General features: G+C 36.5%; 25 protein-coding genes. 16 read left to right on the forward strand and 9 right to left on the reverse strand.

Annotated features, from left to right (window positions below):
* The first annotated feature begins 186 nt into the window (after positions 1 to 186).
* From ACMAYS_RS08760 to ACMAYS_RS08790, 7 genes are all read left to right on the forward strand, one after another.
* Positions 187 to 1428: a hypothetical protein gene (locus tag ACMAYS_RS08760; protein ID WP_103219071.1), complete on the forward strand. Its 1242-nt coding sequence runs from the start codon at positions 187 to 189 to the stop codon at positions 1426 to 1428.
* 245 nt (positions 1429 to 1673) lie between these two features.
* On the forward strand, positions 1674 to 3275 hold the full coding sequence (locus ACMAYS_RS08765; protein WP_412463106.1) for an ABC transporter substrate-binding protein: 1602 nt from the start codon (positions 1674 to 1676) through the stop codon (positions 3273 to 3275).
* Between the two features lie 3 nt (positions 3276 to 3278).
* On the forward strand, positions 3279 to 4304 hold the full coding sequence (locus ACMAYS_RS08770) for an ABC transporter permease (RefSeq protein WP_412463107.1): 1026 nt from the start codon (positions 3279 to 3281) through the stop codon (positions 4302 to 4304).
* Positions 4304 to 5191, forward strand: a complete 888-nt coding sequence (locus ACMAYS_RS08775; RefSeq protein ID WP_103219074.1) for an ABC transporter permease — start codon at positions 4304 to 4306, stop codon at positions 5189 to 5191. Before ACMAYS_RS08770 ends, ACMAYS_RS08775 begins: the two co-directional genes overlap by 1 nt.
* A gap of 11 nt (positions 5192 to 5202) precedes the next feature.
* The gene (locus ACMAYS_RS08780; RefSeq protein ID WP_103219075.1) at positions 5203 to 6165 is read left to right on the forward strand and encodes an ABC transporter ATP-binding protein; all 963 of its coding nucleotides are present in this window, start codon (positions 5203 to 5205) and stop codon (positions 6163 to 6165) included.
* A 15-nt stretch (positions 6166 to 6180) separates the two neighbouring features.
* A complete protein-coding gene (locus ACMAYS_RS08785; protein WP_392992352.1) occupies positions 6181 to 7122 on the forward strand; it encodes an ABC transporter ATP-binding protein in 942 nt (313 codons plus the stop codon).
* Between the two features lie 110 nt (positions 7123 to 7232).
* Positions 7233 to 7736: a hypothetical protein gene (locus tag ACMAYS_RS08790; protein ID WP_392992354.1), complete on the forward strand. Its 504-nt coding sequence runs from the start codon at positions 7233 to 7235 to the stop codon at positions 7734 to 7736.
* A 59-nt stretch (positions 7737 to 7795) separates the two neighbouring features.
* On the opposite strand, the gene rpmG is transcribed toward ACMAYS_RS08790, so the two are convergent.
* Positions 7796 to 7972 carry a 50S ribosomal protein L33 gene (rpmG, locus tag ACMAYS_RS08795; RefSeq protein WP_021268365.1) on the reverse strand — a complete coding sequence of 59 codons (177 nt, stop codon included), beginning with the start codon at positions 7970 to 7972 and terminating at the stop codon, positions 7796 to 7798.
* 126 nt (positions 7973 to 8098) lie between these two features.
* Between rpmG and ACMAYS_RS08800 the strand changes: the two genes are divergently transcribed.
* The 4 genes from ACMAYS_RS08800 to ACMAYS_RS08815 all read left to right on the forward strand — a co-directional run bounded on the left by ACMAYS_RS08800 (position 8099) and on the right by ACMAYS_RS08815 (position 9983).
* Positions 8099 to 8395 (forward strand): hypothetical protein, encoded by a 297-nt coding sequence (locus tag ACMAYS_RS08800; protein ID WP_103219078.1) that lies wholly within the window; start codon positions 8099 to 8101, stop codon positions 8393 to 8395.
* A gap of 134 nt (positions 8396 to 8529) precedes the next feature.
* Positions 8530 to 8796: a type B 50S ribosomal protein L31 gene (locus tag ACMAYS_RS08805; protein WP_021268340.1), complete on the forward strand. Its 267-nt coding sequence runs from the start codon at positions 8530 to 8532 to the stop codon at positions 8794 to 8796.
* A gap of 71 nt (positions 8797 to 8867) precedes the next feature.
* On the forward strand, positions 8868 to 9284 hold the full coding sequence (locus tag ACMAYS_RS08810; protein WP_103219079.1) for a hypothetical protein: 417 nt from the start codon (positions 8868 to 8870) through the stop codon (positions 9282 to 9284).
* Between the two features lie 189 nt (positions 9285 to 9473).
* Positions 9474 to 9983 carry a hypothetical protein gene (locus tag ACMAYS_RS08815; RefSeq protein ID WP_412463108.1) on the forward strand — a complete coding sequence of 170 codons (510 nt, stop codon included), beginning with the start codon at positions 9474 to 9476 and terminating at the stop codon, positions 9981 to 9983.
* Between the two features lie 25 nt (positions 9984 to 10008).
* Here the strand turns inward: ACMAYS_RS08815 and ACMAYS_RS08820 are convergent, their stop codons facing one another.
* The 3 genes from ACMAYS_RS08820 to pyrE form a co-directional block, all read right to left on the reverse strand.
* Positions 10009 to 11040, reverse strand: coding sequence for a small ribosomal subunit Rsm22 family protein (locus ACMAYS_RS08820; protein ID WP_103219081.1), 1032 nt, complete (start codon positions 11038 to 11040; stop codon positions 10009 to 10011).
* A 70-nt stretch (positions 11041 to 11110) separates the two neighbouring features.
* Complete coding sequence (locus tag ACMAYS_RS08825) at positions 11111 to 12382, reverse strand: citrate synthase (protein ID WP_103219082.1); 1272 nt, start codon at positions 12380 to 12382, stop codon at positions 11111 to 11113.
* A gap of 130 nt (positions 12383 to 12512) precedes the next feature.
* Positions 12513 to 13145: an orotate phosphoribosyltransferase gene (gene pyrE, locus ACMAYS_RS08830; protein WP_103219083.1), complete on the reverse strand. Its 633-nt coding sequence runs from the start codon at positions 13143 to 13145 to the stop codon at positions 12513 to 12515.
* A gap of 178 nt (positions 13146 to 13323) precedes the next feature.
* On the opposite strand from pyrE, the gene ACMAYS_RS08835 reads away from it, so the two are divergent.
* The 4 genes from ACMAYS_RS08835 to ACMAYS_RS08850 all read left to right on the forward strand — a co-directional run bounded on the left by ACMAYS_RS08835 (position 13324) and on the right by ACMAYS_RS08850 (position 17516).
* Complete coding sequence (locus tag ACMAYS_RS08835) at positions 13324 to 14688, forward strand: hypothetical protein (RefSeq protein ID WP_103219084.1); 1365 nt, start codon at positions 13324 to 13326, stop codon at positions 14686 to 14688.
* 130 nt (positions 14689 to 14818) lie between these two features.
* A complete protein-coding gene (locus ACMAYS_RS08840) occupies positions 14819 to 15250 on the forward strand; it encodes a DUF3015 family protein (RefSeq protein WP_103219085.1) in 432 nt (143 codons plus the stop codon).
* A 62-nt stretch (positions 15251 to 15312) separates the two neighbouring features.
* Positions 15313 to 17175, forward strand: a complete 1863-nt coding sequence (locus ACMAYS_RS08845; RefSeq protein WP_412463109.1) for a DUF4105 domain-containing protein — start codon at positions 15313 to 15315, stop codon at positions 17173 to 17175.
* A 62-nt stretch (positions 17176 to 17237) separates the two neighbouring features.
* The gene (locus ACMAYS_RS08850) at positions 17238 to 17516 is read left to right on the forward strand and encodes a hypothetical protein (protein ID WP_392992359.1); all 279 of its coding nucleotides are present in this window, start codon (positions 17238 to 17240) and stop codon (positions 17514 to 17516) included.
* Here the strand turns inward: ACMAYS_RS08850 and ACMAYS_RS08855 are convergent.
* Positions 17513 to 18865 carry a hypothetical protein gene (locus ACMAYS_RS08855; protein ID WP_103219088.1) on the reverse strand — a complete coding sequence of 451 codons (1353 nt, stop codon included), beginning with the start codon at positions 18863 to 18865 and terminating at the stop codon, positions 17513 to 17515. The two genes, ACMAYS_RS08850 and ACMAYS_RS08855, sit on opposite strands and share 4 nt — an antisense overlap.
* A gap of 81 nt (positions 18866 to 18946) precedes the next feature.
* Between ACMAYS_RS08855 and sfsA the strand changes: the two genes are divergently transcribed.
* Positions 18947 to 19699: a DNA/RNA nuclease SfsA gene (sfsA, locus tag ACMAYS_RS08860; protein WP_412463110.1), complete on the forward strand. Its 753-nt coding sequence runs from the start codon at positions 18947 to 18949 to the stop codon at positions 19697 to 19699.
* Here the strand turns inward: sfsA and ACMAYS_RS08865 are convergent.
* The 4 genes from ACMAYS_RS08865 to ACMAYS_RS08880 form a co-directional block, all read right to left on the reverse strand.
* Positions 19694 to 20515 (reverse strand): hypothetical protein, encoded by an 822-nt coding sequence (locus ACMAYS_RS08865; RefSeq protein WP_103219090.1) that lies wholly within the window; start codon positions 20513 to 20515, stop codon positions 19694 to 19696. The genes sfsA and ACMAYS_RS08865 overlap by 6 nt on opposite strands.
* Before the next feature lie 97 nt (positions 20516 to 20612).
* Positions 20613 to 21653 carry a quinone-dependent dihydroorotate dehydrogenase gene (locus ACMAYS_RS08870; RefSeq protein WP_412463111.1) on the reverse strand — a complete coding sequence of 347 codons (1041 nt, stop codon included), beginning with the start codon at positions 21651 to 21653 and terminating at the stop codon, positions 20613 to 20615.
* Complete coding sequence (locus tag ACMAYS_RS08875) at positions 21653 to 22576, reverse strand: hypothetical protein (RefSeq protein ID WP_103219091.1); 924 nt, start codon at positions 22574 to 22576, stop codon at positions 21653 to 21655. The genes ACMAYS_RS08870 and ACMAYS_RS08875 overlap by 1 nt, the downstream gene beginning before the upstream one ends.
* Positions 22573 to 23970 (reverse strand): hypothetical protein, encoded by a 1398-nt coding sequence (locus tag ACMAYS_RS08880; RefSeq protein ID WP_392992363.1) that lies wholly within the window; start codon positions 23968 to 23970, stop codon positions 22573 to 22575. The genes ACMAYS_RS08875 and ACMAYS_RS08880 overlap by 4 nt, the downstream gene beginning before the upstream one ends.
* Positions 23971 to 23992: the final 22 nt, after the last annotated feature.

The following is a 23992-nucleotide window of genomic DNA, read 5'->3' on the forward strand; positions in this document are numbered from 1 at the left end:
GGCCCCTACCTGGGGCCATTTTCTTACCAAAAATCATTTACCATCTAAATTACCTTACTAAATCAGTGTTATTTTTCTCAAAATATCTTACATTTTGAGGTTAATTTAAAATTTACCGACGTATTTTTTTCAATTTCACCTAAAACTCGATAGAAATTATCAACTGTTATATTTTAAGGGGGAGAAATGTCAAAAATTCTAATCGGGCTAATGCTCGCATGTTACACTCTCGCTGCGAATGCAAGCGATCATCAATTAAACTTCTCATTCAATGGTGGAGATAATGATGTACAAGTACTAGCTAAGGAAGTTGAAGTTACTAAGTACAAAGAAGAGCCATACGAAGGGACATGTTACCGCCAAATACCATATCAAGAAAATGAGTGTGGTTATGAAACAGATTATAGAAGAGAATGTCGTTGGGAACCAGGCCGTCAGGTTTGTGAAACTGAATATGATTACCAATGCCGTTATGAAACGAGATATCGTCGTGAGTGTACAAGAGGTCCTTCGAGACAAGAATGTCGTACAGTTCCGGGACAAAGAATTTGTCGTACAGTGAATGGAAGACAAGAATGTCGTCAACGTGATAGCCGTCGTGTTTGCGAGACAGTCCCAGGGCGCGAAACTTGTCGTTCAATCCCATATCAAGATCGTGTATGTGGAAATGTACCAGTAAGAAGATGTCACACTCGTCCAGGACGTAATGTATGTGACAATGTTCCTTACCAAAAATATGTTTGTCGTGATGTAACAAAGTACCGCTCAGAACCATACTCATGTACAAAGACTCGTACAGTTGCATACAAAGAAATGGAAAATGTAACTCACAAAGTAAAGGTACAATACCTTGGTGCAGTTGATAAAGCTGATGCAAATTTCACGCTTGAGTTTAGCAACGAACTTAAGAGCTTTGATACACTTGTACAAAACTTAAATAAAGAAGCAACTCAAATTAACTTCCAAGTTTCAGACTTTACAAAAGTTTCTGATTACAATTATGAGTCAACTCTTAAAGTAGAATTCTTTGACCTAGATGAGGCGAAAGCTCCTATTCTAGTAAATCCTGAAAACGTAAAAGTTGGAGTTAAAGGTCAATTCGAACTGGAGCTTTCAAATTTTACGGAAGGCATGCAAGAGCTAAGTGCAGAAATTGTTATCTATGACAAAGAAAAGAAGAAGATTCATTTTAAGAAAACAATCAATCTTCTAACTTTTAATAAAACTCTTCTTGATAATGGAAATATTCTATTTACAGAAGAATTGAAAAAGCACGGATTTGAAAAGATTAAGAAATTTGCTCTTGGGCCATTTGAAAAGGCACGTGAGTTAAAGGTTACACTTACATTCTTTCCTCTAGTATCAAAAGTACCAGGACAAGAACTTAAGTCAGTGACACACACACTAAATACAAAAGCTAAGTTTTAATAAATTGGCCCTTATTTAATATAAGGGCCTTCTTCAATATTAGGGAATTGATGAAGGCCACTTATAATAAAGAAACCCTCTACTGAGCGTAGGGGGTTTTTCTATTATTTTCTCCTCACAATAATCTAGTTAAAAGAAGTTATATTTAGTCAAAATGTCGCTAGGCATTGTTTACGGAGCGCTAAATGCTACGTATCATTTTAACTAAATAAAAATTAATACATTTTAAGTAAAGGGAGAGAATAATGCTTAAAAGTTTAATGGCCACATTAATCATGGCCGCACTTGTCGTATCGTGCTCGGGAAAGAGCAGCGCAAATAAATCAACCTTTGTTTATTGTTCAGAAGGCTCACCTTCTGGGTTTAACCCACAATTCTTAACAGATGGCCCATCACATAATGCGGCCGTTTATCCTCTATATAACCGACTTGTAAAATTTGAGACAGGCTCGACAAATATCATTCCATCAATTGCTGAAAGCTGGACAATTTCTGAAGACCAACTAACTTATACTTTCAATATCAGAAAAGATATTAAGTTCCATACAACAAAAGATTTCAAACCGACTCGTAATCTCGATGCAAGTGATATTGTGTGGTCTTTTAATCGTATGTTCGATAAGAATCATCCTTACCACAAAGTTAGTGGCGGTATTTATGAGTACTGGGATGGTATGGGAATGAGTAATATCATCAAAGGTATCAACCAGACAGATAAGTACCAATTACAAATTACTCTTCATCACCCTGAAGCACCCCTACTTGCAAACTTTGCAATGGCATTCACAAGTATTCTCTCTCGTGAGTATGGTGAAAAAATGCTAGCGGCCAAAACTCCTGAAGTTCTTGATCGCAATCCAGTTGGAACGGGACCATTTATCTTTAAGTCTTATCAGAAAGATACAATGATTCGCTATGAGGCCAATAAAGAATACTTTAATGGCGTACCTAAAATTAAACGAATGGTTTTCTCAATCACTCCAGACCCATCAGTTAGAACTCAAAAGCTAGTGGCCGGAGAATGTCACTTAGCGACTCAACCTGCACCAACAGATATCGCAGCACTTGATGCGAACAAAGATATCACTGTTCTTTCAGGGCCAGGCTTAAATGTTGGTTATCTTGCTCTTAACACTCAAAAGAGGCCATTTGATAATATTCACGTAAGACGCGCGATTAATTATGCATTAAATAGAAAGACATATGTTGAGCCAATTTATCTTGGGTATGCAACAGTTGCTAAAAACCCAATGCCACCAACAATCTGGGGATATAACAACGATATCAAAGACTATGACTACAATGTAGAGATGGCAAAAGAAGAACTAAAGAAAGCAGGGTTACCAGATGGCTTTAGCACGACTCTTTGGACTCTTCCAGTTTCACGTCCTTACAACCCAAATGGAAAGAAGATGGGTGAACTAATGCAAGAAGATCTTGCAAAAGTTGGAATTAAAGTTGAGCTCGTTACTTATGACTGGCCGACTTACTTGAAAAAGGCCCACGCTGGTGAACACGCAATGCTACAGATGGGATGGACGGGAGATAATGGAGATCCTGACAACTTTCTCTATATGCTACTAAGCTGTGAAGGAGCAAAGGCAGGATCAAATTATGCTAATTGGTGTAATAAAGAATACGATAGTGAAGTTATTGCGGCCAAGCGCTTAAGTGACAAAAAAGAAAGAGCTGTTCACTACATGAAAGCTCAAGAAGTATTCAAAAAAGAAGTTCCTTGGATCACACTATTTCACTCAACAGTACACCGTGCAATGAGAAGTAATGTGAAAGGATTTAAGATTCACCCATTAGGAAATGATATCTTCGATAAAGTTTCATTAGAATAATATATGAAAAATTTTTTACAAAAACGCTTTCTACAGCTAATCCCAACACTTATTGGGATTAGCTTATTTTCTTTTATCGTTGTCCGTTTAGTTCCTGGTGATCCTGTCCTACTTCTCTTAGGAGAGCGTGGTGCAGATCCCAAAGTCTATGCGGCCATGCAAAAAACACTTGGCCTTGATCGCCCCATCTTAGAGCAATACTTCATTTATATGAAGAATATTTTCTCAGGTGATTTTGGCGTTTCCATTGTGACCAAGCAAACTGTCATTAATGAGTTCTTTTCGCGTTTTCCAGCGACTTTAGAGTTGGGAATTTGTGCTATGATCTTTGCAATCTTGATTGGAATACCAGCAGGAGTTTATGCGGCATTAAAGCGCAATTCTTTTATGGACTATTTCTTAATGGGTACTTCACTTGTTGGCTACTCAATGCCAATATTTTGGTGGGGTTTAATTCTTATCATTATCTTCTCAGTTAACATGGGAATTACTCCAGTATCAGGCAGAATGGATGTTCTCTTTGATGTTCCAAGAGTTACAGGTCTAATGCTAATTGATACATTAAACCCAGAGGTCATTTCACTTGATGGTTTTGCACCTTTTACTTCTGTACTAAAGCACCTCATTCTTCCAACAATTGCCATGGGAACAATTCCCCTCGCCGTTATATCAAGAATGACAAGATCAAGTGTACTTGAAGTACTCAAAGCTCCATATATCCAAACAGCAAAGGCCAAAGGTCAAAGCTATCAAAAGATTGTTTGGAAACACGCTGTACGAAATGCACTGATTCCTATTGTCACAGTAATCGGTCTTCTTTTTGGAAGTATTATTACTGGGGCAATTCTTACTGAAACAATTTTTTCTTGGCCAGGTATTGGACGCTGGCTAGTTGCAAGTATTCACGCAAGAGATTATCCAGTTATCCAAGGAGGAATTCTCTTTATTGCTCTGATGGTAATTTTCATCAATATGTGTGTGGATATTATCTACTCAATTGTTAATCCAAAAATTTCAGGTTCAAAATAATGGAAGTACAAAATTCAAATGTAACAACAATGGAAGTCTTTAAGGAATTTATTGATCACTTTAGTGACAACAAAGGGGCGCTCTTCGGTCTAGCTCTTGTCTTAGGCTTTATCATCATTGCTCTACTGGCACCTTTAATTGCACCACATGGAGCAAGCGAGATTTTCCCAGGACAACTTCGTATACCTCCATTTTGGGCAGCGGATGGCTCTATGCAATTTATCTTAGGTACAGATGATCTGGGTCGAGATGTTCTAAGCCGACTTATCTATGGAGCTCAAATTTCTCTCTTTGTTGGTATCTCAATTGTTTTGATCTCAACTGTAGTAGGAACAATGCTTGGCCTTCTTGCTGGATACTTTGGAGGCAAAACAGATGCAGTGATCATGAGATTCATCGATATTCTTATGGCCTACCCAAGTATCTTACTTGCTATTATCGTTGTTTCTGTAATTGGCCCAGGCCTAATGAATGCGGTTTTTGCTGTTGCCTTAGTAAGTGTACCTTCGTTTACACGACTTATTCGTGCAAATGTATTAGAAATAAAAAATCTTCAATACATTCAGGCAGCAAAAACATTTGGTGCCTCACCTATGCGAATTATGCTTAAAGAAATTCTACCAAATTGTATGGCAACACTCATTGTTCAAGTAACACTAGGCCTTTCAGAAGGGATTCTTTCAACGGCCGCACTTGGCTTTCTAGGCCTAGGTGTCCAGGCACCTACTCCAGAATGGGGAATTATGCTAAGTGATGCCAGACCTTACATTCAAAGTGCCCCATGGCTTGTGACACTTCCAGGTCTTTGTATCTTGGCCGTTGTTTTGGGACTGAATCTTTTTGGAGATGGCCTAAGAGATGCACTTGATCCGAAGCTTAAACGATAGAAGAGAAATATATGAGTTTATTAAAAGTTAAGAATTTAAATATACACTTTAAAACAAAGAAAGGACTTATTCACGCCGTTCGAAATGTTTCGTTTGAAGTTAAAGCGAGTGAAACACTTGGAATCGTTGGTGAGTCAGGTTGTGGAAAAAGTATCACGAATATGGCAATAATGGGCCTGCTTGATGATAATGCTGTCGTTGAAGCAGAAGAATTAAGTTTCAACGGAGTGGATCTGCAAAAACTTAATGAGAAATCGTGGCAACAGATTCGCGGAGGTGATATCAGTATGATCTTCCAAGATGCCATGAGTAGCCTAAACCCATGTTATACAGTTGAAAATCAGATTGAGGAAGTTCTTCTCATTCACGAACCAAACTTATCAAAACAAGAACGTAAGGATCGTGTTGAAAGGCTATTAATTCAAGTTGGAATTCCTGCGCCTAAAGAGCGCATGAAAGCTTACCCACACGAGCTATCTGGTGGAATGGCCCAACGAGTGATGATTGCGATGGCCATTGCTTCAAGCCCAAAGCTTTTAATTGCAGATGAGCCAACAACGGCCCTTGATGTTACTGTTCAACAGCAAATTCTAGAGCTCCTAGATGAGATTCAAAAAGAAACAGGCATGGCCGTTATCTTTATCTCCCACGATCTTGCTGTCGTTAAAGACTTCACGCAAACTCTTCAAGTTATGTATGCTGGCGAAGTCATTGAAAAAGGACCAACAATGGCCGTCATCAATTCTCCTCGCCACCCCTATACATCAGGACTATTGAAGTCAATTCCTTCATTTACAAATGATATTAACGCTCCCCTTTACTCAATAAAAGGGATGGTTCCAGACTTAGGTGATCGCCCTACAGGATGTCAGTTTAGAAAGCGATGTGAATATGCGACTGAACAATGTGAATTACTCCCTAAACTTGTCATTCATGATGATCGCTCTCTTCGTTGTATTCACCCATTAAATTAAGAATTAGGTATAGATATGATTGATACAATTAAAGTAAATGATTTAAAAAAGTACTATCCTGTCGCAGACAAGTTTGTAAAGGCCATCGATGGCCTAAGCTTCACTCTTCAAGAAAAAACAACTCTTGGAATAGTTGGGGAATCTGGTTGTGGAAAGTCGACTCTTGCAAAATGTCTTATGGCACTTGAGCAAATAACAGATGGAAGTATCACAATCGGTGGTAAAGACTTCTCAACTCTTTCTTCAAAAGAACTATACAAGTCCATTCAAATGGTTTTCCAAAATCCACTCGAGTCACTTAACCCAAGAAAAAAAGCATGGGAAATAATCGCTGATCCCCTTCTTATCAATGAGAAAGTAACAAAGAAAGAAGCTTTTGAGCGTGCATGTGAACTTATGGAAACAGTAGGCCTTCGTCGTGCTCATGCTCACAAGTACCCACATATGTTTAGTGGTGGCCAACGTCAAAGAATAGGAATTGCCAGAGCTCTTATTTTAAAACCAAAAGTTTTAATTCTTGATGAGCCAGTATCTGCTCTTGATGTTTCAGTTCAAGCGCAAGTTTTAAATCTTTTAAAAGACCTTCAAGAAGAATTTAATCTCACTTATATCTTCATCTCTCATGATCTCTCTGTCGTTCGCTATATAGCGGACAAGGTACTTGTCATGTATCTTGGAAAGGTTTGTGAATACGGAAAAAGTGATGTCATCTTTACGACTCCACTGCATCCTTATACGAAAACACTTCTAAAGTCGGCCCACGCGGTAGAAAACGAAGTGATCAAGGCCTTCCCACCACTTAAGAATGTGGAGCTTCCATCACCTCTTAATCCACCTGCTGGATGTAACTTTCATACTCGCTGCCCACTTGCAGTTGAGCATTGTAAAAGCAAAGCACCAGAGTGTCGTCATATCGACAGCAGAGATGTTTTTTGTCACGAAGTTATTGAAAATTAATCATGATAAAGGCTTCCGTCAGGAAGCCTATTGTAATTATTTCAACTAAACACTATTTATATCCTAAATTTGCTATAAATCCTCAAACAATAAATTTGAAGGATAAACATATGAAACTAATCGTTACTCTAGTACTAACATCATCTGTATTTGCTGGCTTTTGCGCTGACGAGGCGCTATTTGATCCAAGCTGGCCAGGGAATAAAATTTCTAATGTCATAAAATGTAATCGCGTGAAAGCAAAGTCTTATGTCCTCGAAAAGAACTTACTTCTTGGCGATAGGGCTTGTTTTGGAATTATTAAAGAGCAATTCTCGGAATACAAGAACACAACGTATAAAGTGTCTTTTTGGGATACTGAAAAGGGTTATGAAGGACTGAGTATTATCCCAACAATTCTTGAAAATGGTAAAATGTTTGAAAAAGCTAAAATCGAAGTTAGTGACAATGGCGACACACACCTCTCATACAGAGACCCTAGTCGTGGTTATACAACTGAAGTTGATTTTAATCTTGATGACCCATCTATGATGAAGGCCCATGTTTTTAATAAAAGGCTCTTTTCGAAGAAGTCTGTGGAAACAGCTGAATACGAATGTGAATTTGAACTCTAGTTCATAAAAAAAGCCTCGCAATGCGAGGCTTTTTTTATATGTAAATTTGAAAAATCAAATTACTTAATTTCTTTGTGAAGTGTGTGCTTTCTTAAGAAAGGATTGTACTTCTTAACTTCAAGTCTCTCTGGATGAGTCTTTTTGTTTTTAGTAGTTGTGTAACGAGATGGAGTTTGTCCATTCTTTCTCGCTTCTGTACACTCAAGTGTAATAATAACTCTTGGCCCCTTTGCCATAACTGCCTCCTAAAATATATAAAACTTTAAAATTGTTTTCTCTAATTTATACAAATTACAATTCGTAGGTTAGAAACTTACTAGAAATACATTGTCATGGCAAGGGCCAACTGCTAAAAATACAGCATGGAAACACAAAATCTTGTAAATCTCAAAAATTGGAACTTCGCCCACTACAATAGTGAGCACTTTAAATCATTCATTGGAATGACTGGAGATATCCAAGAAGTTGATGGCCAAATAAAAGAGCTAATCCTCTATTCTGTTACAGTTGTGGACGGTGAAGATCTTGAGGTTTTTCAACGAGATTTCAGCTCTTTAAAGAGCGCCATTGATTTTATCAATGAAAAATATGGACATTGGCAATTTAACGACCCGACAGATAAGTCTGGAGGTGGCTGCAGCTCTTGTAGCGCACATTAAAAATGCCCATCTCAGCTATGGAAGCACTACATTAGATCTTGACAAATGGTCCTATATGGGCGAAATTGCTCAAATCTCTAATTAATACTAAATCAGCATTGTACCAAGCAATGCAAAAGATAACGAGGTTTAAAATGAAAAAAGGTATTCACCCAGAGTACAGAGACGTTCTTTTCCATGACATCTCTGCAGACACAAAATTTGTAGTTAAATCAACAATCAAAGCTGATTCAGAAGAAGAGTTTGATGGGAAAACTTACCCATACGTAAAACTTGATATCTCAAGTCTTTCTCACCCATTCTATACAGGAAAAACTAAAGTTCTTGATACTGAAGGTCGTATCGATAAATTCAGAAAGAAATTTGGTACTTCTTACGCTTCACTTGGGAAGAAAAAGTAATTATCGAATCAAAATTTTCGAATATAAAAGAAGCCTCGCATTGCGAGGCTTTTTTATTTATAATTTAAGATATGAAATTTCTAATCACTATCTTTATTGCACAGCTAAGTTTTGCCAACCTCGATAACAAGATCAATTATATCGCCGACATTCTGTTAAAAGAGCAATACCTAATTAATGACTCAAAAGAACGTGCAGACTTTGTTAAAAGACAGCTGATAGAAAAGTCTGCAAAAAGCTTAGACAATAAAAAGCTTGAAAAAATCATTGATGACAATACAAGCTTCGTTGATATCAAAGAAGAAATAAAAAAACGTATTAAGGCCAATTATACAGAAAATGAAGTGAATCGACTGATGGCCATTCTTGAAACAAAGGAAATGAGAAAACTTGCCAAGGATGTCCTTTCAAAAATCTTAACAATGCCCCACTTCAAGATGGATAAAGAAAAAATTATCTACGAAGTCAAAGAGCTGAAGTCTAAATAATCTTAAAAATAAATTATTTATTTTATCAGTAAATTACATTTCATTATTTTCATAAGTTAGCTCTCTTAACCAAAGACAGCCTAAAGAAATCCCTTTATTTACAGATACTTACGCACTCTCCCGACTAAAGAAATAAAGTATATTTACCGAATAAAGTGAAACTGAACATGTATCACTTAAGGGGGAATAGTGAGTAAATTATTAAAAAGAGTATTTCTACTTCTATCTGTTTTATCACTTCTAGCAAGTTGTTCTTCTATCAACTCATATCAAGCAAGAGAGTATGCTGAGTGGAAAGCAAAAGGACTTGAAGTGAAAGAAAAAGATGAAACATTGGCCGCAGTTTTAAATATCCTGCCAGGTGTAGGAGATTTCTATAATGGCGATGTACCTAATGGTGTTATAAACCTGCTCTTTTGGCCACTGTCAGTTGCTTGGGCACCTGCAGGTGGAGCACAAGGAGCAAAGGTAAGAAATTATCATGCAACGAAAGCACACGTCGACTCACTTGAAAAAAATAAAAAAGCGCTTCTAAGTGAACTTGATACCGCCTTTATGACTAATATGATTTCAAAGAAGGCCTATATTATTGGAAAGCAAAAAATCACAAGTATGGATTTAATCGAGTTTAGATCAGGCGTAAGACTTCAGGACGTCCTGACAGCACCACTTAATCGTCTACCAGCTAGTAAAAAGTAAATATCTAAGGGAGCCTTATGCTCCCTTATTCAACACCTTCAACTTCAATAGTCTTTACACGAACAGTAGAATTTTCAAGTTCCTTATCAATTGTATAGCGAACACAAATACCAGAGGAAATCTCTTCTAATTGCTTAACAACTTTCTTCTTAAAGAGTTTCTTAGGAACTTCTAAAGTCACAGACTTATTATTTTCATCACAGACATCCCAAAGGAATGCGTGCTTAACATTTTTCTTTAAACGAATAATTCTTGCTTTACCGCTCTTATCTTCAATTTGGTTTAATGCATAGAAGTGAATTGTTGCAGGCATGACCTTACGATCTAATTTTGCAACTTGCGAAAGAGACTCGAGCTCGAAGTCCAATGAAGTTTTAATTGATTGGTGACACCAGTCATCGATCCCTTCAAGAGGACAAGTCCCCTGTCCCATACATGGATATTGAATTTTGTAATCGATTAAGAGAAGCTTCTTTCTTAAAGCAAGAAGGTCTTTAAATACATCTTTTGTTCCAGGTTCAATACAAATGATAAATTTAGGATTGTAGCGCTTAATAATCTTAAAGGCCGCAGGCATTCCCATTTCATTGATCGAATTACCAAAAATAAGAGTTCTTGGAGCATCGTCAACATTTGGTAGAGTTTGAGAAAAACCAATTTTAGGATTTTGAAAATACTCATTATTAAGCTTATTGGCCTGTTCAATCATAAGCTTAGATTCATCAACTCCTGTGAAAGAAAGAGCATCCGAAAAAAGCTCACTTGCCGCAAAAACATAAGTTCCAGGCCCTGTTCCAATATCTAAGATGTGAGTTTTAGAAATTTCGGCCTTCATCTGCTCGCTTAAATGCTCAGTTAAAAACTCAAGCTTAAGAGCATTTGTTGGAAAGTAGAATGATGTATAGGCACTGATTAAATCCTCATCAGAGTAGTTATTCTTAAGCTTAGTACGCTCACTAGTAAATTGTGTCGACTGAGTCCCAATAAGTTTTGCAAGTTGCTGCTTATTAAGATTTGGATTTAAGAGACTCTTTAAAATTTTATCGTATTCAAACATTTCTACTTCCTAAAAAAAAGGCCCAAGAAATCCTTGGGCCCGAATTCAATATTCTTTTTAAAAGATTATACTATCTTTTTTCTGGTGCTACGTAATCTCTCTCATTTTCACCAATATAAACTTGGCGAGGACGAGAAATACGTGCTCCATCTTCTCTCAGTTCTTTCCACTGAGATAGCCAACCTGGTAAACGACCTAATACGAACATTGCTGTAAACATATTAGTTGGGATTCCAAGTGCTTTGTAGATGATTCCTGAGTAGAAGTCTACGTTTGGATATAGGTTACGCTTAACGAAGTACTCATCTTTAAGAGCAACTTCTTCAAGACCTTTTGCGATATCAAGAAGTGGATCTTCGATTTTAAGCTTAGTAAGAATTGTGTCACATGCTTTCTTGATGATTTTTGCACGTGGATCAAAGTTCTTATAAACACGGTGACCAAATCCCATAAGACGGAATGGATCGTCCTTATCTTTCGCTTTTTCGATGAACTTTTGGTAATCACCACCATCTTTCTTAATCTCTTCAAGCATTTCAAGTACAGCTTGGTTTGCACCACCGTGTAATTGTCCCCAAAGAGCTGTAACACCAGCTGCAATTGAAGCAAATACGTTAGCATGTGAAGAACCTACAACTCTTACAGTTGAAGCTGAACAGTTTTGCTCGTGATCAGCATGAAGGATTAGAAGTGTATCAAGAGCGTCTGCTACGTCTTGGTCTACTTCACCATCAAACATTAGATTTAGGAAATCTGCTGAGTAATCTAGCTTAGCATTTGAAGTTAGTGGGCTTTTTCCCATCGTCTTGCGATAGAATTGCGCCATCATAACTTTCACTTGTCCCATTAATTGAACAATAGCCTTGTTCTTAATTTCTTCAGTTGCTTCTGGATCTAAGAACTCTGGGTAGAAACCACTTAGAGATGAGATCGCAGCAGCTAGTACACCCATTGGGTGAGCTGAACCAGGAAATTGGTCGATGATTTTTTCAACGCCACCTGGAAGCTTGCTGTTAGCTGAAATTTCTCTGTTGAAAGTATCTAGCTCCTTAACAGTTGGAAGCTTTCCATTGTAAAGAAGGTAAGAAACTTCAGCAAAGTTTGAAGATTCAGCAAGTTGTTCGATTGGGTAACCACGGTATCTTAAAATACCTTTCTCTCCGTCTAAGAAAGTAATCTTCGACGTACATGATCCTGTGTTAACAAAACCAATATCTAAAGTAATAGCACCTGTTTCTGCTCTTAGCTTTGAGATGTCTAAAGCGACTTCGTTTTCAGTTCCTACGATCACAGGAACTTCAATAGTTTGACCATTGATTTCAATTTTTGCACTATCGGCCATTTTATTCCTCCAAAATTTAAGTTGGATATAACTTAAATACGTTAAAAAACACGAATTAAATTAAGTAGATACATATCTTTTTTTGCTAAATCTGTCGACACGTCTTGCGTCTAAAATGCACAGCGTTGCATTAATTTTCCCAATTATCTGGGTCTTGCTGCCATTTCATAAGAAGCTCATGGCCTCTTTCATCGATCAATTTTTGCGACAAACAAATATCGGCTAATTGATTAAGATTTATTAAAGAAAAAATCTCAATACCTAAATCTTTAGCAACCCTTTTAGCATTGGGAGTTTGATAGTCGACCAAACACAGCACTGAGTCTACCATATGGCCCTGATCGCGAATGAGTCCAATGACTTTTTCGATACTTGAGCCTTGGTTAACCAGGTCTTCAACTAAAAGTAATTTACTATTTTCGCCAACTTTTCCTTCCACTATCTTACCCGTGCCATGGGCCTTAGGCTTTGAGCGTACATAATTCATTGGCTCGCTACGATAAAATGCTAATGCCGCAGCGTGAGAGATTCCAGCAGTTGCAACACCTGTAATGAAGTCATATGAAAAGTTATTCTCTTCAATGAGTTCACTCATGAGCTCAATTGCAAGCTTCCACATTTTTGGATCAGAAGACATAAGGCGATTGTCACAGTAAATAGGCCCAGTCTTACCAGAAGCGTATTTAAATGGATTTTGTGGAGAAATTTTAATTAAGCCAAATTTTATCATCTCTTTTACAAGAGAGATTGTCTTTTCTGTCATGCTAACCCCTTTAAAATAGTTTAAACAAATTTATCCATCTTAAAAAGTCGAATTCTTGTATAATTATCAATTGATTATTAATTTTTTCTCCTAACTAAATTTTATTATTTCAATAACTTACCGATGCGGGAGATATATGAAAAGAAATTAATGATTAGTTGATTAAAGGAGTACGTTTTTGAAAGCATTATATATTTGTGATGAAAAAGATGAATGGGGATACATTAGAGATTCTTTCTCAAATTGTTATCCAGATATCCAACTTCATTGCGCAATGAGTGGTGATGATGCAATTGACCTTTTAAGCTTTGAAGGTCCTTTTGCCGTGATCATTATTGAAGTAGCTCTTAAAAATGAAGATCCGTCTCAGCTAGCGGGAAAAATTCTTTCGATTACAGGTCAAAGGCCATTTATCTTTATCGGTATGGAGGCCATGATCAAACAAAAAATTCCAGATGCACTCTATGCACGAAGTGAATCGAGCTCGGCACTTTTTCGCCCAATTGAAGAAGAAGATTTTATGGGCGCAGTTAACAAGGCCCTTGCCTGGGTTAAAAGTGAAGACTTCGGCTCTAGCATTGAGGAATTTGAAGAAGACGATTTATTGCCAATGAAGATTCGTGGCTTTTATTTATTTGATACACTCGCCTACGATGTCTATTTAGAACTAACTCAAACAAAGTATACAAAGATCATATCGGCAAATAAGAAATACTCTCACGCAACAATTCATTCTTATGCGAGAAAGAATATAAAAGTCCTTTATCTAAAAAAGAATGACTACTTAAAATTCTTAGAAGAAGGAATAGAAAACCTCCTTAAAACTTTTGAAAGCAAGAAAAGGCTTAAAGACTCAGAAGTTATTGAAAATCAAATTAAGGCCGTTCTTTTGATTCATCAATATGTTAAAACTGTTGGCGTATCAGAGAATGTAATTAAACTTTGTGATGAAGTCATTCTTTGTAGTCGTGAAATCATTCTTGAAAATAAGAAGTATCGTAATGTCCTTTCGCTATTTCCAAAAGGGCCATTTGATATTGCCACTCAATCAATTATGACACTTTATTTATCACACTTCATTTTACAAGCTCTTGGCTGGGCCTCTGAGACATCAAAGAAGAAACTTGGACTGGCCTCACTTTTATATGATTCAATGCTTGAAAATGAAGACCTTGCTTCAATTCAATCATTAGAAGACCCACAGCTTAAAATGTTCAAAGAAAGTGAGCAAGAAAGCTACCGTCTCCATCCTCTTAAAGCAGCTGAGATTGCACAGTACTTTACAGGTTACCCTGAAGCAGACTTTGTCGTGGCCCAGCACCATGAAAAACCAAAGGGAGATGGCTTCCCTAATAAGTTAAGTACAAATAAATTAACGGCCCACTCGTGTGCATTTATCCTAGCAAATAACTACATTTTAAAACTTTGTACAAGTACAGGCGGCAAAAAAAACTTACTTAATATCTTTAGAGAAATTAAAGAAGTTTACAACCAAGGTAACTTCAAAGACCCACTTAATGCTCTACAAAGGACGATACTGTAAATTAAATTTTTCTTAAAAAGCGGAGTCCTTTGCTCAAACAAAAACGAGGGATTTTTAATTTACATTTTTCTTAGTTAAGTTAAACTCTTTGTATTGTTTTACAAACATCACAATATTAAGGAGTTTATTGATGAAAAAACTATTATGTGCAGCACTTTTTACAGTTGTTACTTCTTCAGCATTTGCAGCTCACGGACCAGCAGGTTGTGGTCTTGGTTCGGTAATTTTCGAAGGTAAGTCAGGACTAGCTCTTAACGTTCTTGCAGCTACAACAAACGGTATCCTAGGTAACCAGACATTTGCAATGTCAACTGGTACTCTTGGTTGTGAAGATGCAAAAACAGCACGTGTATCAGCTGTATCATTTGTTGAAAACAACATGATCGCACTTTCAAGCGATATTGCTCGTGGCGAAGGTGAAAGTCTAGATGCATACCTTGCTCTAGTTAATGCTCCAGCAGCAAACAAAACAAACCTAAAGCAAAACTTTGATAAGATTTTTGCTGAAAATGCTGACGCACAAACAATCCACAATAACATCCAAACTGTACTAGCGATGTAATACTTTGGCCTACAACTTCGGTTGTAGGCCATTTTTCCAATACGCCAAAAATTGATTTTAGAATGAAAAAATATTTAACTGCAACATTTCTCTTCTTTGCTCTAGGGCATTCTTCTTGGGCATCAACAGAGCTCGAAACTTTTTCTAAGTCACAAAGGTGGCTAAAGCTCATACGATATGAAAAGAATCTTTTCGGTTACGAGTCCCTAGTAAAAGCGAAGGAATATTTTCTTTCTGAAAATGGTATGACATCACCACTAGAGGAATTGAAACAAACAATTTCAGGTGTTGAATCCCCTCTTGTTAAAGACATGAATAATCATCCGAAGTGTCTTTTCCCTGCAAGATTCATGCTCTTAAAAGAACATAGGCTAATTGAGCAATCATTAAATTTGTATGATTGTCCTGCTTATCAAGACTATATAAAGAAAATCGATATCTATTCAGTCTCTATTATTTTTTCTTCTTACTTTATAGAAAAGCCCGCTTCAACTTTTGGTCACACATTCTTTCGTGTTCGTTCAAAGTCATCTAAAAGCCAAGATAATGATCTCTTAGATTACGGCGTGGACTTCAGTGCGAAAGTCGATACTAGTAATCCCCTCGTTTATGGCTACAAAGGTATTTTTGGTGGCTTTAAAGGCATGTTTGCTATGATGCCATATTATGTAAAAGTTAAAGAATATAATAATATGGAATCGAGAGATCTTTGGGATTATGAATTAAACTTAGATAGAAAAGATCTTATTTATTTTCAGGCGCACCTCTTTGAAATGAATCGAGCTTATTTCGACTATCTCTACTTCACTAAGAATTGCTCTTACCACATTCTAGCGTTTGTCGATGCCATTAGAACAGACTGGAAGCTAATTGATAATATCGATACTACAGTTCCTCCAGTTGATACAATCTACGCTTTATTCGAACAAGACAATATCGTAAAGAATATTAAAGTTAGACCCGCTTCGTATACAAAATTAAAAGCGAGGTATGATGAGATGAATCCAAAGCAAGGAGCACTTTTCAAAAAGCTTATCAAGGATTCTAAGAATATCAGCGACATCAAAGATAATGTTGATGAACTATTTGTCTTAGATACTTATAATCTTTATATCGACTTTAAGAATGCTGATGTTGATGCAACGAAGTCTTTAAAAGATAAAGAGAAGAAAGAATACCGTACACAAAAATTTCGTATTAATAGCAAACGAGCAAAATTAGCTTCAAAATCACAAGATATTAACTATGATTTTTTAATGCCTAAATCTCCGGATAAAGGCCACTCTACAAATCGTTTTAGCCTAGGTCCAAGCTTTGATAGTAATGGAGAATATCTAAATATTGAGTTTCGTGGAGCACTCCACGACCTACTCGATAGACAAAGTGGTTATCTTCCCATGTCCACAACAGAGCTAGTTAATATAAAGTTAGATTATAATCGCTATCAAGAAGATCGACTGAGGTTAGTCGATATACAGCTTGCTCGTATCGATGCCTTAAGACCTGTAACAGTTTTTGCAAAGAAGCTTAGTTGGCAATTTAACTTTGGTTTTGCTGAGAGCTTTACATATCAAAGCCGAACATTAAATCCCTACTTAGATTTTGATCTTGGTTACACTCTTGGTAACGAAGTATTCGCACTGGCAGCATTTATAGCAACACAAAACTCTTATATCTATGAGTCAGACTATGACTATGCTCTTACTTATGGGCCAAAAATAAGGCTTATCTACTCGAGTAAATACTTTTCGTGGCAAGGTAGTTATCAATATTCATTTAGAAATAACACTCGCTTAAATAAGCAACATGAATGGAATAGCGAAGCAAAGTTTCACTTTACCAAGGATGTTAGCTTAAGACTTGCCTACCAATACTATGATGAAGTTTACCAAAGAGCGATGGCAGGACTAAATTTCTTTTACTAATCGAAAGTAAACAAAAAAACATGACATTTGCCACACACAAGTAAGATCGCTATAGTTTTAAAATGAAAAAAGTAAGTATTGAATTTGAACAACAGGCCTTAGCACAACTAGCGAATACTCCCATTGAAGTTCAAGATGAAATTAGTTGTTGGATAAATCTTCTTTCAGATCTAGGTATCGATAAGGCACGTGAATTCAAGATTAAATACGATGGGCCTCTCAATATTGAAATTGATGAAATCAATAATATCAGAAAGATTCAATTAAAGGATAGCTGGCACGCAATCTATACCCTCGAACAAGATAGTGTCACAATAAAAAAATTAGTAGATATTGCTTAAATCTTAATCGTCGCAAGTGTTTCGATGATCTTCTTATACGTGTGCTTAGTAAAGCGCTCACGTAGCTTAGTTATTACATCTTCAACATTTATTTTTTGGCGATCTTCAATTCTTTGGTAGATTTCTTCTGTAAATGCTTCAGCAATAATAAGAACCTTAGCAAGTGGAGAGATATCATCTTTAAAACTTGTCGCAAAACCTAGTCCATTTGATGTTCCATGGTGTTGCATGATAATAACATCGGCGCCAAGTGGACATGCAGGATAGCGCCTAATTGCATCTGCTGCTTCAGCAGCATGATTGATAATGATTTCCTTATCTTCTTCAGAGACTTGAGGATCAAAAATGATCTTATCCTCGTACATTAGATCAGGATATTTTTTATAGACTTGCACTAAGTACATATCGTGGAAATAAAGAACAAATTTTAATTTCTCTTTATGAGCAGGGCCACCCCATTCAACGTTGTCGAGAATATGGGACGAAACGTAACCTGCAATAATTGAGTGACTATAGAGAAAGCCAGATTTTAGCGCTGCTAAATCCTTTAGGATAGATTTTAGATCTGGAACATTATCAATAACTTCTTCCATCGTATCCATACACATTTGAGAAAGCTGGACAACTTCTTTCGTTACCCCTTCATCTTCAAATAGCTGTTCAGCAATTGCATCAATACTTTGCTCCACAAAATCAAGAGATTCTTGTTGAGGAGTTTCAGGAGTCACCTTTTCCATACTTTCAATTAAAAGCTCAGTTACCCTCTTAGTGAAAGCGAAACGCTCTCTTGCAGGTATCAAAAGATGTGAAACATTTTGGTCTAAGAATTCTCTTACCTTTGGCCATACATCACTTTCAGTGTCATATATTTTAGTTGGGACTTTCTCGCCATTATTTTCTAGCATATAGTAGGTATCGCAAAATGCTTTATTAAACGGAAAGAAGAGACGAATTGGCATTTCATATAACTCTTCTGTCACAACGGCCAAAACTTCTTTTGGTGTAATTTTTAAGCATTCAAAAATATTTTGTAGAATGCCAGGGATATCAAATTGATTTTTAACAACATAGTTCTCATCTGGAACGAGATCCCCTTCTCCAATAACAATCGAAGGAATATCGCGATCATTTTCAATAAGATTATGAAAGGCCAAAAGGGCCGTATCTTCATCCCCGATTGAGGCCATTGTTACGAGTAGATCAATAGGAACTTCTGTGTCCTCAATATGAATGAGCGCCTCATCAAGTGATGACGTAAAAATCAGATTCAACTCAGTGTATGTCTTAAGATTTACACTGTAGATTGAATTTAAAACTTCATTGTCACAAATTACTAAAGCAGTTTTCACAAATTCCTCTTAAAATGATATCGTATTTGTCATTGTAACATATAATTACAGATGCTTAGCAACATGCACACAAGGAAAAATATGCAATTTAAAGAAAATGAATTGGTTTTAGGGACAATTATTGAACGCTACAAACGATTTTTATTAGATTTTAAATTAGATAATGCCTTTAAAGAGTATAGTTGTGAACAAACTCTAACGGCCCACCTTGCAAATACAGGAAGCATGAAAACATGTTGGGAGCCAGATTGGAAAGTTCTAATGACCCACTCTGATGATCCAAAGAGAAAGCTTAAATTCTCTGCTCAGATGATTTCGAATGGGGATTCTTGGATTATGGTAAATACAGGCCTTACAAATAAGATTGTTCAGGAAGGTCTAGAACTTGGAAAATTCGAAGAACTTAGAGGGTATGATTTTTTTAAGAGTGAAGTAAAAATTGGTAAAAGTAGAATTGATTTTCTCTTAAGCAATAAAGAGATCGATAAGAAAGATTTAAAACTTGAGGATCCTAGTTTTAAGTACAATTTTGTTGAAGTAAAAAATGTTACTTTAAAAGTTGGCGACCAGGCCCAATTCCCGGATGCCGTCTCAACCAGAGGCCAAAAGCATCTTGAAGAACTTATGGCAATTAAGGAGCAAGGTCATGAGGCCACAATGCTCTATATTATTTCTCGTGAAGATGTTAAGAGCTTTAATGTGAGTGATATTGATACAGAATATAAAAGACTTCTTATCAAGGCCAAAGAAGCTGGAGTACAGATTCTTGCCTACCAACTAAATATGAATGAGAAAGAAATCACTGTCGCAAAAAAACTTAAGATTGTTTTATAGGCTTGTCGATTCGAACTTCTCGATATGATTTGCAAGCTGTGAATACACTCGACTCTCGTTAGGAATCTTTGTTAAAAGATGATTAAACTTTTGAAGATTATCTTTATTGATGAAACGATATAGCTCTCTTGTAATAAGTGAGTTTTCATTGCTAGCGTTTGAAGCTAGTGTTGTCACTATTTGATCGCTTACCTTATCTTTAAAATCATCTGACTTTGCATATTTTTCAAGCTCTAAAATAATAAGAGAATGAAGATCCTTACCGTAAACACCTTGTGAAAGTTTAACTAAGGCATTTAATGATCTTAGATCACTCTTTTGCGTACTTAAAAGTAAAACTAAGTTCTTCTTTAATTCTTCATTTGAAAGATCGATAAAATCTAGTGCTGTCGTAATAATTGAGTGAGAACGAAAGCCTCTTTTTGACGTAAAGTTATATAGCTGATTAATATTTTGATTAATCTTCGCTGTAATATAATCCCCATACCTATCATAATTTTCAGAAACTTCATCACTTGTGAAGTATTCCTGACAGATACTTCTCATACAACCCTTAAGTTTTGATAACGACTCCTCGTAAGACTTGTAGATATGCATATCCTCAACTCTTCTCTTTTTTAGTTCACGGGCCGTAACATCATCAGATAAAGATGCAATTGAACGTTTAACAAAGTCAGGTGAACGATTAACATGCTTGTATGGATTTGCACCACTACCAAGCTCTTGTTTAAGAGTACTCTCAATATCACTACTAGTGAAAAAGACAAATGCGCCTAATGATGCAATTACGACAGTATGAACTAAGCCTTTAATCATTTCTTTCCTTAAATGTTTAACCAACCTTTTTACTCGTTTCGGTTAATATTAGGAAAAGATTAAGTTTTAGTTTTTATTTATACATAATTTTAATAGGTTATATTTGAGATTTTTTTTGATAATGATCAATTAGTTGTTCAACACAATTAAATCCCTTTAGAGACATATCATTTATTATTGATCGATTAATATCTTGGAGAAGCTTAGGCCCCTGGAAAATAAAGGCCGAATAGATCTGCAAACACCTTCCACCATCACGCCAATAATCAACAATATCTTCATACGAAGAAAAACCTCCAACCCCGATGAACTCTAAATGAGGAAAATCCTTCATCTTATCAAGACATGCCTTACGGACCCTACGTGCTTTGGCCAGAAGCAGTTTTCCAGAAACACCTCCTACCCCACGCTCTTGCATTATAGTCGTATTTGTTGCAATGATACCAGTTAGTCTATAGTCACTTGCGACTTTGATAATACTTTCAATTTCATCTTCTTCAATATCTGGTGAAATTTTTAAATAGAGATCGGCCTCACCGTCTTTACGCTCTAAAGCAGCAAAGATCTTCTCTAAGGATTCACGAGTTTGATGCGAACGAAGTCCCGGAGTATTTGGCGAGGAAACATTTATAACGATATAATCAGCAAGATCTTTAAAATCTTGATAAAGGCTCGCATAGTCTTCATATGCTAGATTATCAGGTGTATCCTTATTCTTTCCAATATTCACACCTAATGGAATTGAACGCTTTGCTAAGCGTACTTGATTCTTAAGAAACTCTCCACCTTCATTATTAAAGCCCATGCAGTTACGAATAGACTCTTCTTCAATATAACGAAATAGTCTTGGCCTAGGATTTCCACCCTGGGGCCTTGGTGTTACAGTTCCAACCTCAATTGCACCAAAACCAAGATTAGAAAGAAATTCGTATCCACGACAATTTTTATCAAGTCCAGCAGCAAGCCCAACAGGTGTTGCCCACGTTAACTTACCAATTCTTAATTTTAAACTATCAGAGCGATAACTCGGATAGACCTCAGAAAGGACAGGGAATCTCTCCATGAAATCGATTGTAAGATCATGAGCATCTTCGGCGTCTAACTTGAATAAGAAGTTACGGGCAAGAGAATAAATCATTAGTACAACTTAACAAAGTCACCTTCGTGAACAGAGCCTCCGGAGTGTAAGATACCGATTGAAGCATCTGCTCCAATAAAGTCGATAATCTCAATAGTCCCTTTGACTTCTCCCTTGGAAACACCAATAAGGGCCCCAGTTTCAGGATCATAGATATCAACACCTTCAGTTACAACTTTTAAAACATCACCGATATTAAGTCCTGAGTCACGGCCAGCATTGATATAGATATTATTTCCAATAATTTTTGCAACACGTCCGATCCACTCTAGCTTTTGAGCTGTATCAAGAATTCTTGGAATTGATTTTCTAACAGAAACTTTTGTTACATAGCGAAGAAGATCTTGACGGTACTTTGTTTGTGAATCGCGATCAGACTTAAAGAAGCGGTAGCTGCTATCGTCTGCATAACCATCAAGAGTATCAGTATAGATTTCTTTATTAGAGTTAACGTCATAGATTCTAATCTCGACTTTTGCTTCACTATAGCTTTTTGTGCTTCTAACAAAACCTACTTCATCAGACTTTTCTCTAACTCTTGCTTCGATAATTCGACCAAAAATAACAAAGTTTACACCTTCTCCTTTTGCCTTTCTTGTCATCTGAACAAGCTTTGACCCACCTTGAGAGTAGACCTGCTTCGAAGAACCAAATAATCTAGCTGACATTGGGTCCACAATGAATTGTCCCGTCTTTTGAAGCTCACGGCGAAGCTCTTCTGTTGCGATAACACCTAAATCTTGGCCACCAAATGGAGATTCATTAAAGAAAGTTAGAAGTGCAACCTTCTTTTTAACGCCTGTAAAATGTTGACGCTGAGACGTTCTCTCTTTTCTTCCGTGATAATCTCTTTTTTGTGGTGGTACTAAAAGAGAACACGATGTTGTAACTAAAACTAAAATTGGTAATAAAAACTTAATCATAGACTTTTTGCCTTAGCTGCTTCCTTATCTTCCTTAATAACTTTTCCACTCTCACCAGCATGAATAATATTAAAAACAAATGGAAGGTTTTCATCTCTTTTAATCGAAGCTTGCTCTGATAATTTTGTATTAGAAAACTTCTTCAAGACATCCATTGCCTTATCTTTATCACCAGAGAAAGTGATACTAATATTGACTACATTTTGAAGAGTCGAAGTAATTTGTGGATCAAAGAAGTAAACAACACCTTCTTCTTTTAACATTCCAGCAAAATCAAATGCCTCATTAATATTATGAGTATTTCTTAATACGATATCAAAAGAGTTCTTTACAGATACTTTCTCCTTAATCGTTCTCTTTAATCCCTTCATTTCTGAGATTGGCAGCTGATAAACAAAGCTTGCAATATCAGAGCTCTGCTTGTGTGGATCAACTGTCGAATACTGTTGTCCTTTGGCCTCAAAATCTTTGAAGTTTACAATCGTACCATCTCTTAAATCAGTAAGAACTAATCCACCAAATGTCTGTATATTAATTTGCTTTTGCTTTTCGTCTTTAAACTCTTTTTCAAGTGCGATATCAAGAGTTAGCATAAGTGAATTTCTAAGCTCTTCCTGACGAGTACCAAGAATCTCTCCTTCATTTGAACGAAGGACAACAAGAGGCTTCTTTAGGTGTTCGAAAATTTCTTGTCTTGTTGATGGATTAACAACTTCAATCCCTTCAAGAAAGACACCACCAACACTCTCTCCTAACTCTTTAAGCCAGTGATCTTCGACAACATCTGTAAATTTCGACTGAGAACTTACACCAACTTCTTCCCAAGTTAGATCCTTAAGCTTGTAATTGATATTTAGATAAAGTTTTGTAAAGTTACGTGTTTTACCTTGTCCAATATAGCGATAGTAAATTTCAGAAACTAACTTACGATTAACTTTTGCATCGATATTATAATAGTGTGTATCTGCTCGTGATAAAGACTTCGACATCTTCTTTACTGTGTATGAAGAAATAATAGAGTTAAATCCACCAAAAGAAGCGCGTGCCTTTAGTCTCTTGCTACGAATTCCCCTTTGGTATCTTTCAAGAGCACTCCCCGTTAGAGTTACAGGGTTGCCTTCAGCATCAACTGCACCAGTTTCACGATCGTAATTTTCTTTAATTGGCGCAAAGTATTCATCAAATTGTGTTTCGTAATTTTGCCAAAAAGTCTTTGTATCAAGACCTAGCTTTTCAAGCTCAGAATCAAGAACGTTGCGAACCGTGTTGGCATAGAGTTGCTCTTTAATAAAAGATAAAGAGTCACCAGGTTTTGAGGTGAACTGTCCCCTTGCACTTACTGATGCTGCAAGAGTATTGGTCGCTAATAATAGCAATAATATTAGTTTCTTCATTATCCATCCCTAGATTAAAAAA

Origin of the sequence: Halobacteriovorax sp. RT-2-6, assembly GCF_047085025.1 — a bacterium.
Classification (GTDB): domain Bacteria; phylum Bdellovibrionota; class Bacteriovoracia; order Bacteriovoracales; family Bacteriovoracaceae; genus Halobacteriovorax_A.

Bases quoted from the DNA above. Each gene is read 5' to 3' on its own strand.
- ACMAYS_RS08760 (WP_103219071.1), top strand. From the start codon at position 187: ATGTCAAAAATTCTAATCGGGCTAATGCTCGCATGTTACACTCTCGCT.
- ACMAYS_RS08765 (WP_412463106.1), top strand. From the start codon at position 1,674: ATGCTTAAAAGTTTAATGGCCACATTAATCATGGCCGCACTTGTCGTA.
- ACMAYS_RS08770 (WP_412463107.1), top strand. From the start codon at position 3,279: ATGAAAAATTTTTTACAAAAACGCTTTCTACAGCTAATCCCAACACTT.
- ACMAYS_RS08775 (WP_103219074.1), top strand. From the start codon at position 4,304: ATGGAAGTACAAAATTCAAATGTAACAACAATGGAAGTCTTTAAGGAA.
- ACMAYS_RS08780 (WP_103219075.1), top strand. From the start codon at position 5,203: ATGAGTTTATTAAAAGTTAAGAATTTAAATATACACTTTAAAACAAAG.
- ACMAYS_RS08785 (WP_392992352.1), top strand. From the start codon at position 6,181: ATGATTGATACAATTAAAGTAAATGATTTAAAAAAGTACTATCCTGTC.
- ACMAYS_RS08790 (WP_392992354.1), top strand. From the start codon at position 7,233: ATGAAACTAATCGTTACTCTAGTACTAACATCATCTGTATTTGCTGGC.
- rpmG (WP_021268365.1), bottom strand. From the start codon at position 7,972: ATGGCAAAGGGGCCAAGAGTTATTATTACACTTGAGTGTACAGAAGCG.
- ACMAYS_RS08800 (WP_103219078.1), top strand. From the start codon at position 8,099: ATGGAAACACAAAATCTTGTAAATCTCAAAAATTGGAACTTCGCCCAC.
- ACMAYS_RS08805 (WP_021268340.1), top strand. From the start codon at position 8,530: ATGAAAAAAGGTATTCACCCAGAGTACAGAGACGTTCTTTTCCATGAC.
- ACMAYS_RS08810 (WP_103219079.1), top strand. From the start codon at position 8,868: ATGAAATTTCTAATCACTATCTTTATTGCACAGCTAAGTTTTGCCAAC.
- ACMAYS_RS08820 (WP_103219081.1), bottom strand. From the start codon at position 11,040: ATGTTTGAATACGATAAAATTTTAAAGAGTCTCTTAAATCCAAATCTT.
- ACMAYS_RS08825 (WP_103219082.1), bottom strand. From the start codon at position 12,382: ATGGCCGATAGTGCAAAAATTGAAATCAATGGTCAAACTATTGAAGTT.
- pyrE (WP_103219083.1), bottom strand. From the start codon at position 13,145: ATGACAGAAAAGACAATCTCTCTTGTAAAAGAGATGATAAAATTTGGC.
- ACMAYS_RS08840 (WP_103219085.1), top strand. From the start codon at position 14,819: ATGAAAAAACTATTATGTGCAGCACTTTTTACAGTTGTTACTTCTTCA.
- ACMAYS_RS08845 (WP_412463109.1), top strand. From the start codon at position 15,313: ATGAAAAAATATTTAACTGCAACATTTCTCTTCTTTGCTCTAGGGCAT.
- ACMAYS_RS08850 (WP_392992359.1), top strand. From the start codon at position 17,238: ATGAAAAAAGTAAGTATTGAATTTGAACAACAGGCCTTAGCACAACTA.
- sfsA (WP_412463110.1), top strand. From the start codon at position 18,947: ATGCAATTTAAAGAAAATGAATTGGTTTTAGGGACAATTATTGAACGC.
- ACMAYS_RS08865 (WP_103219090.1), bottom strand. From the start codon at position 20,515: ATGATTAAAGGCTTAGTTCATACTGTCGTAATTGCATCATTAGGCGCA.
- ACMAYS_RS08870 (WP_412463111.1), bottom strand. From the start codon at position 21,653: ATGATTTATTCTCTTGCCCGTAACTTCTTATTCAAGTTAGACGCCGAA.
- ACMAYS_RS08875 (WP_103219091.1), bottom strand. From the start codon at position 22,576: ATGATTAAGTTTTTATTACCAATTTTAGTTTTAGTTACAACATCGTGT.
- ACMAYS_RS08880 (WP_392992363.1), bottom strand. From the start codon at position 23,970: ATGAAGAAACTAATATTATTGCTATTATTAGCGACCAATACTCTTGCA.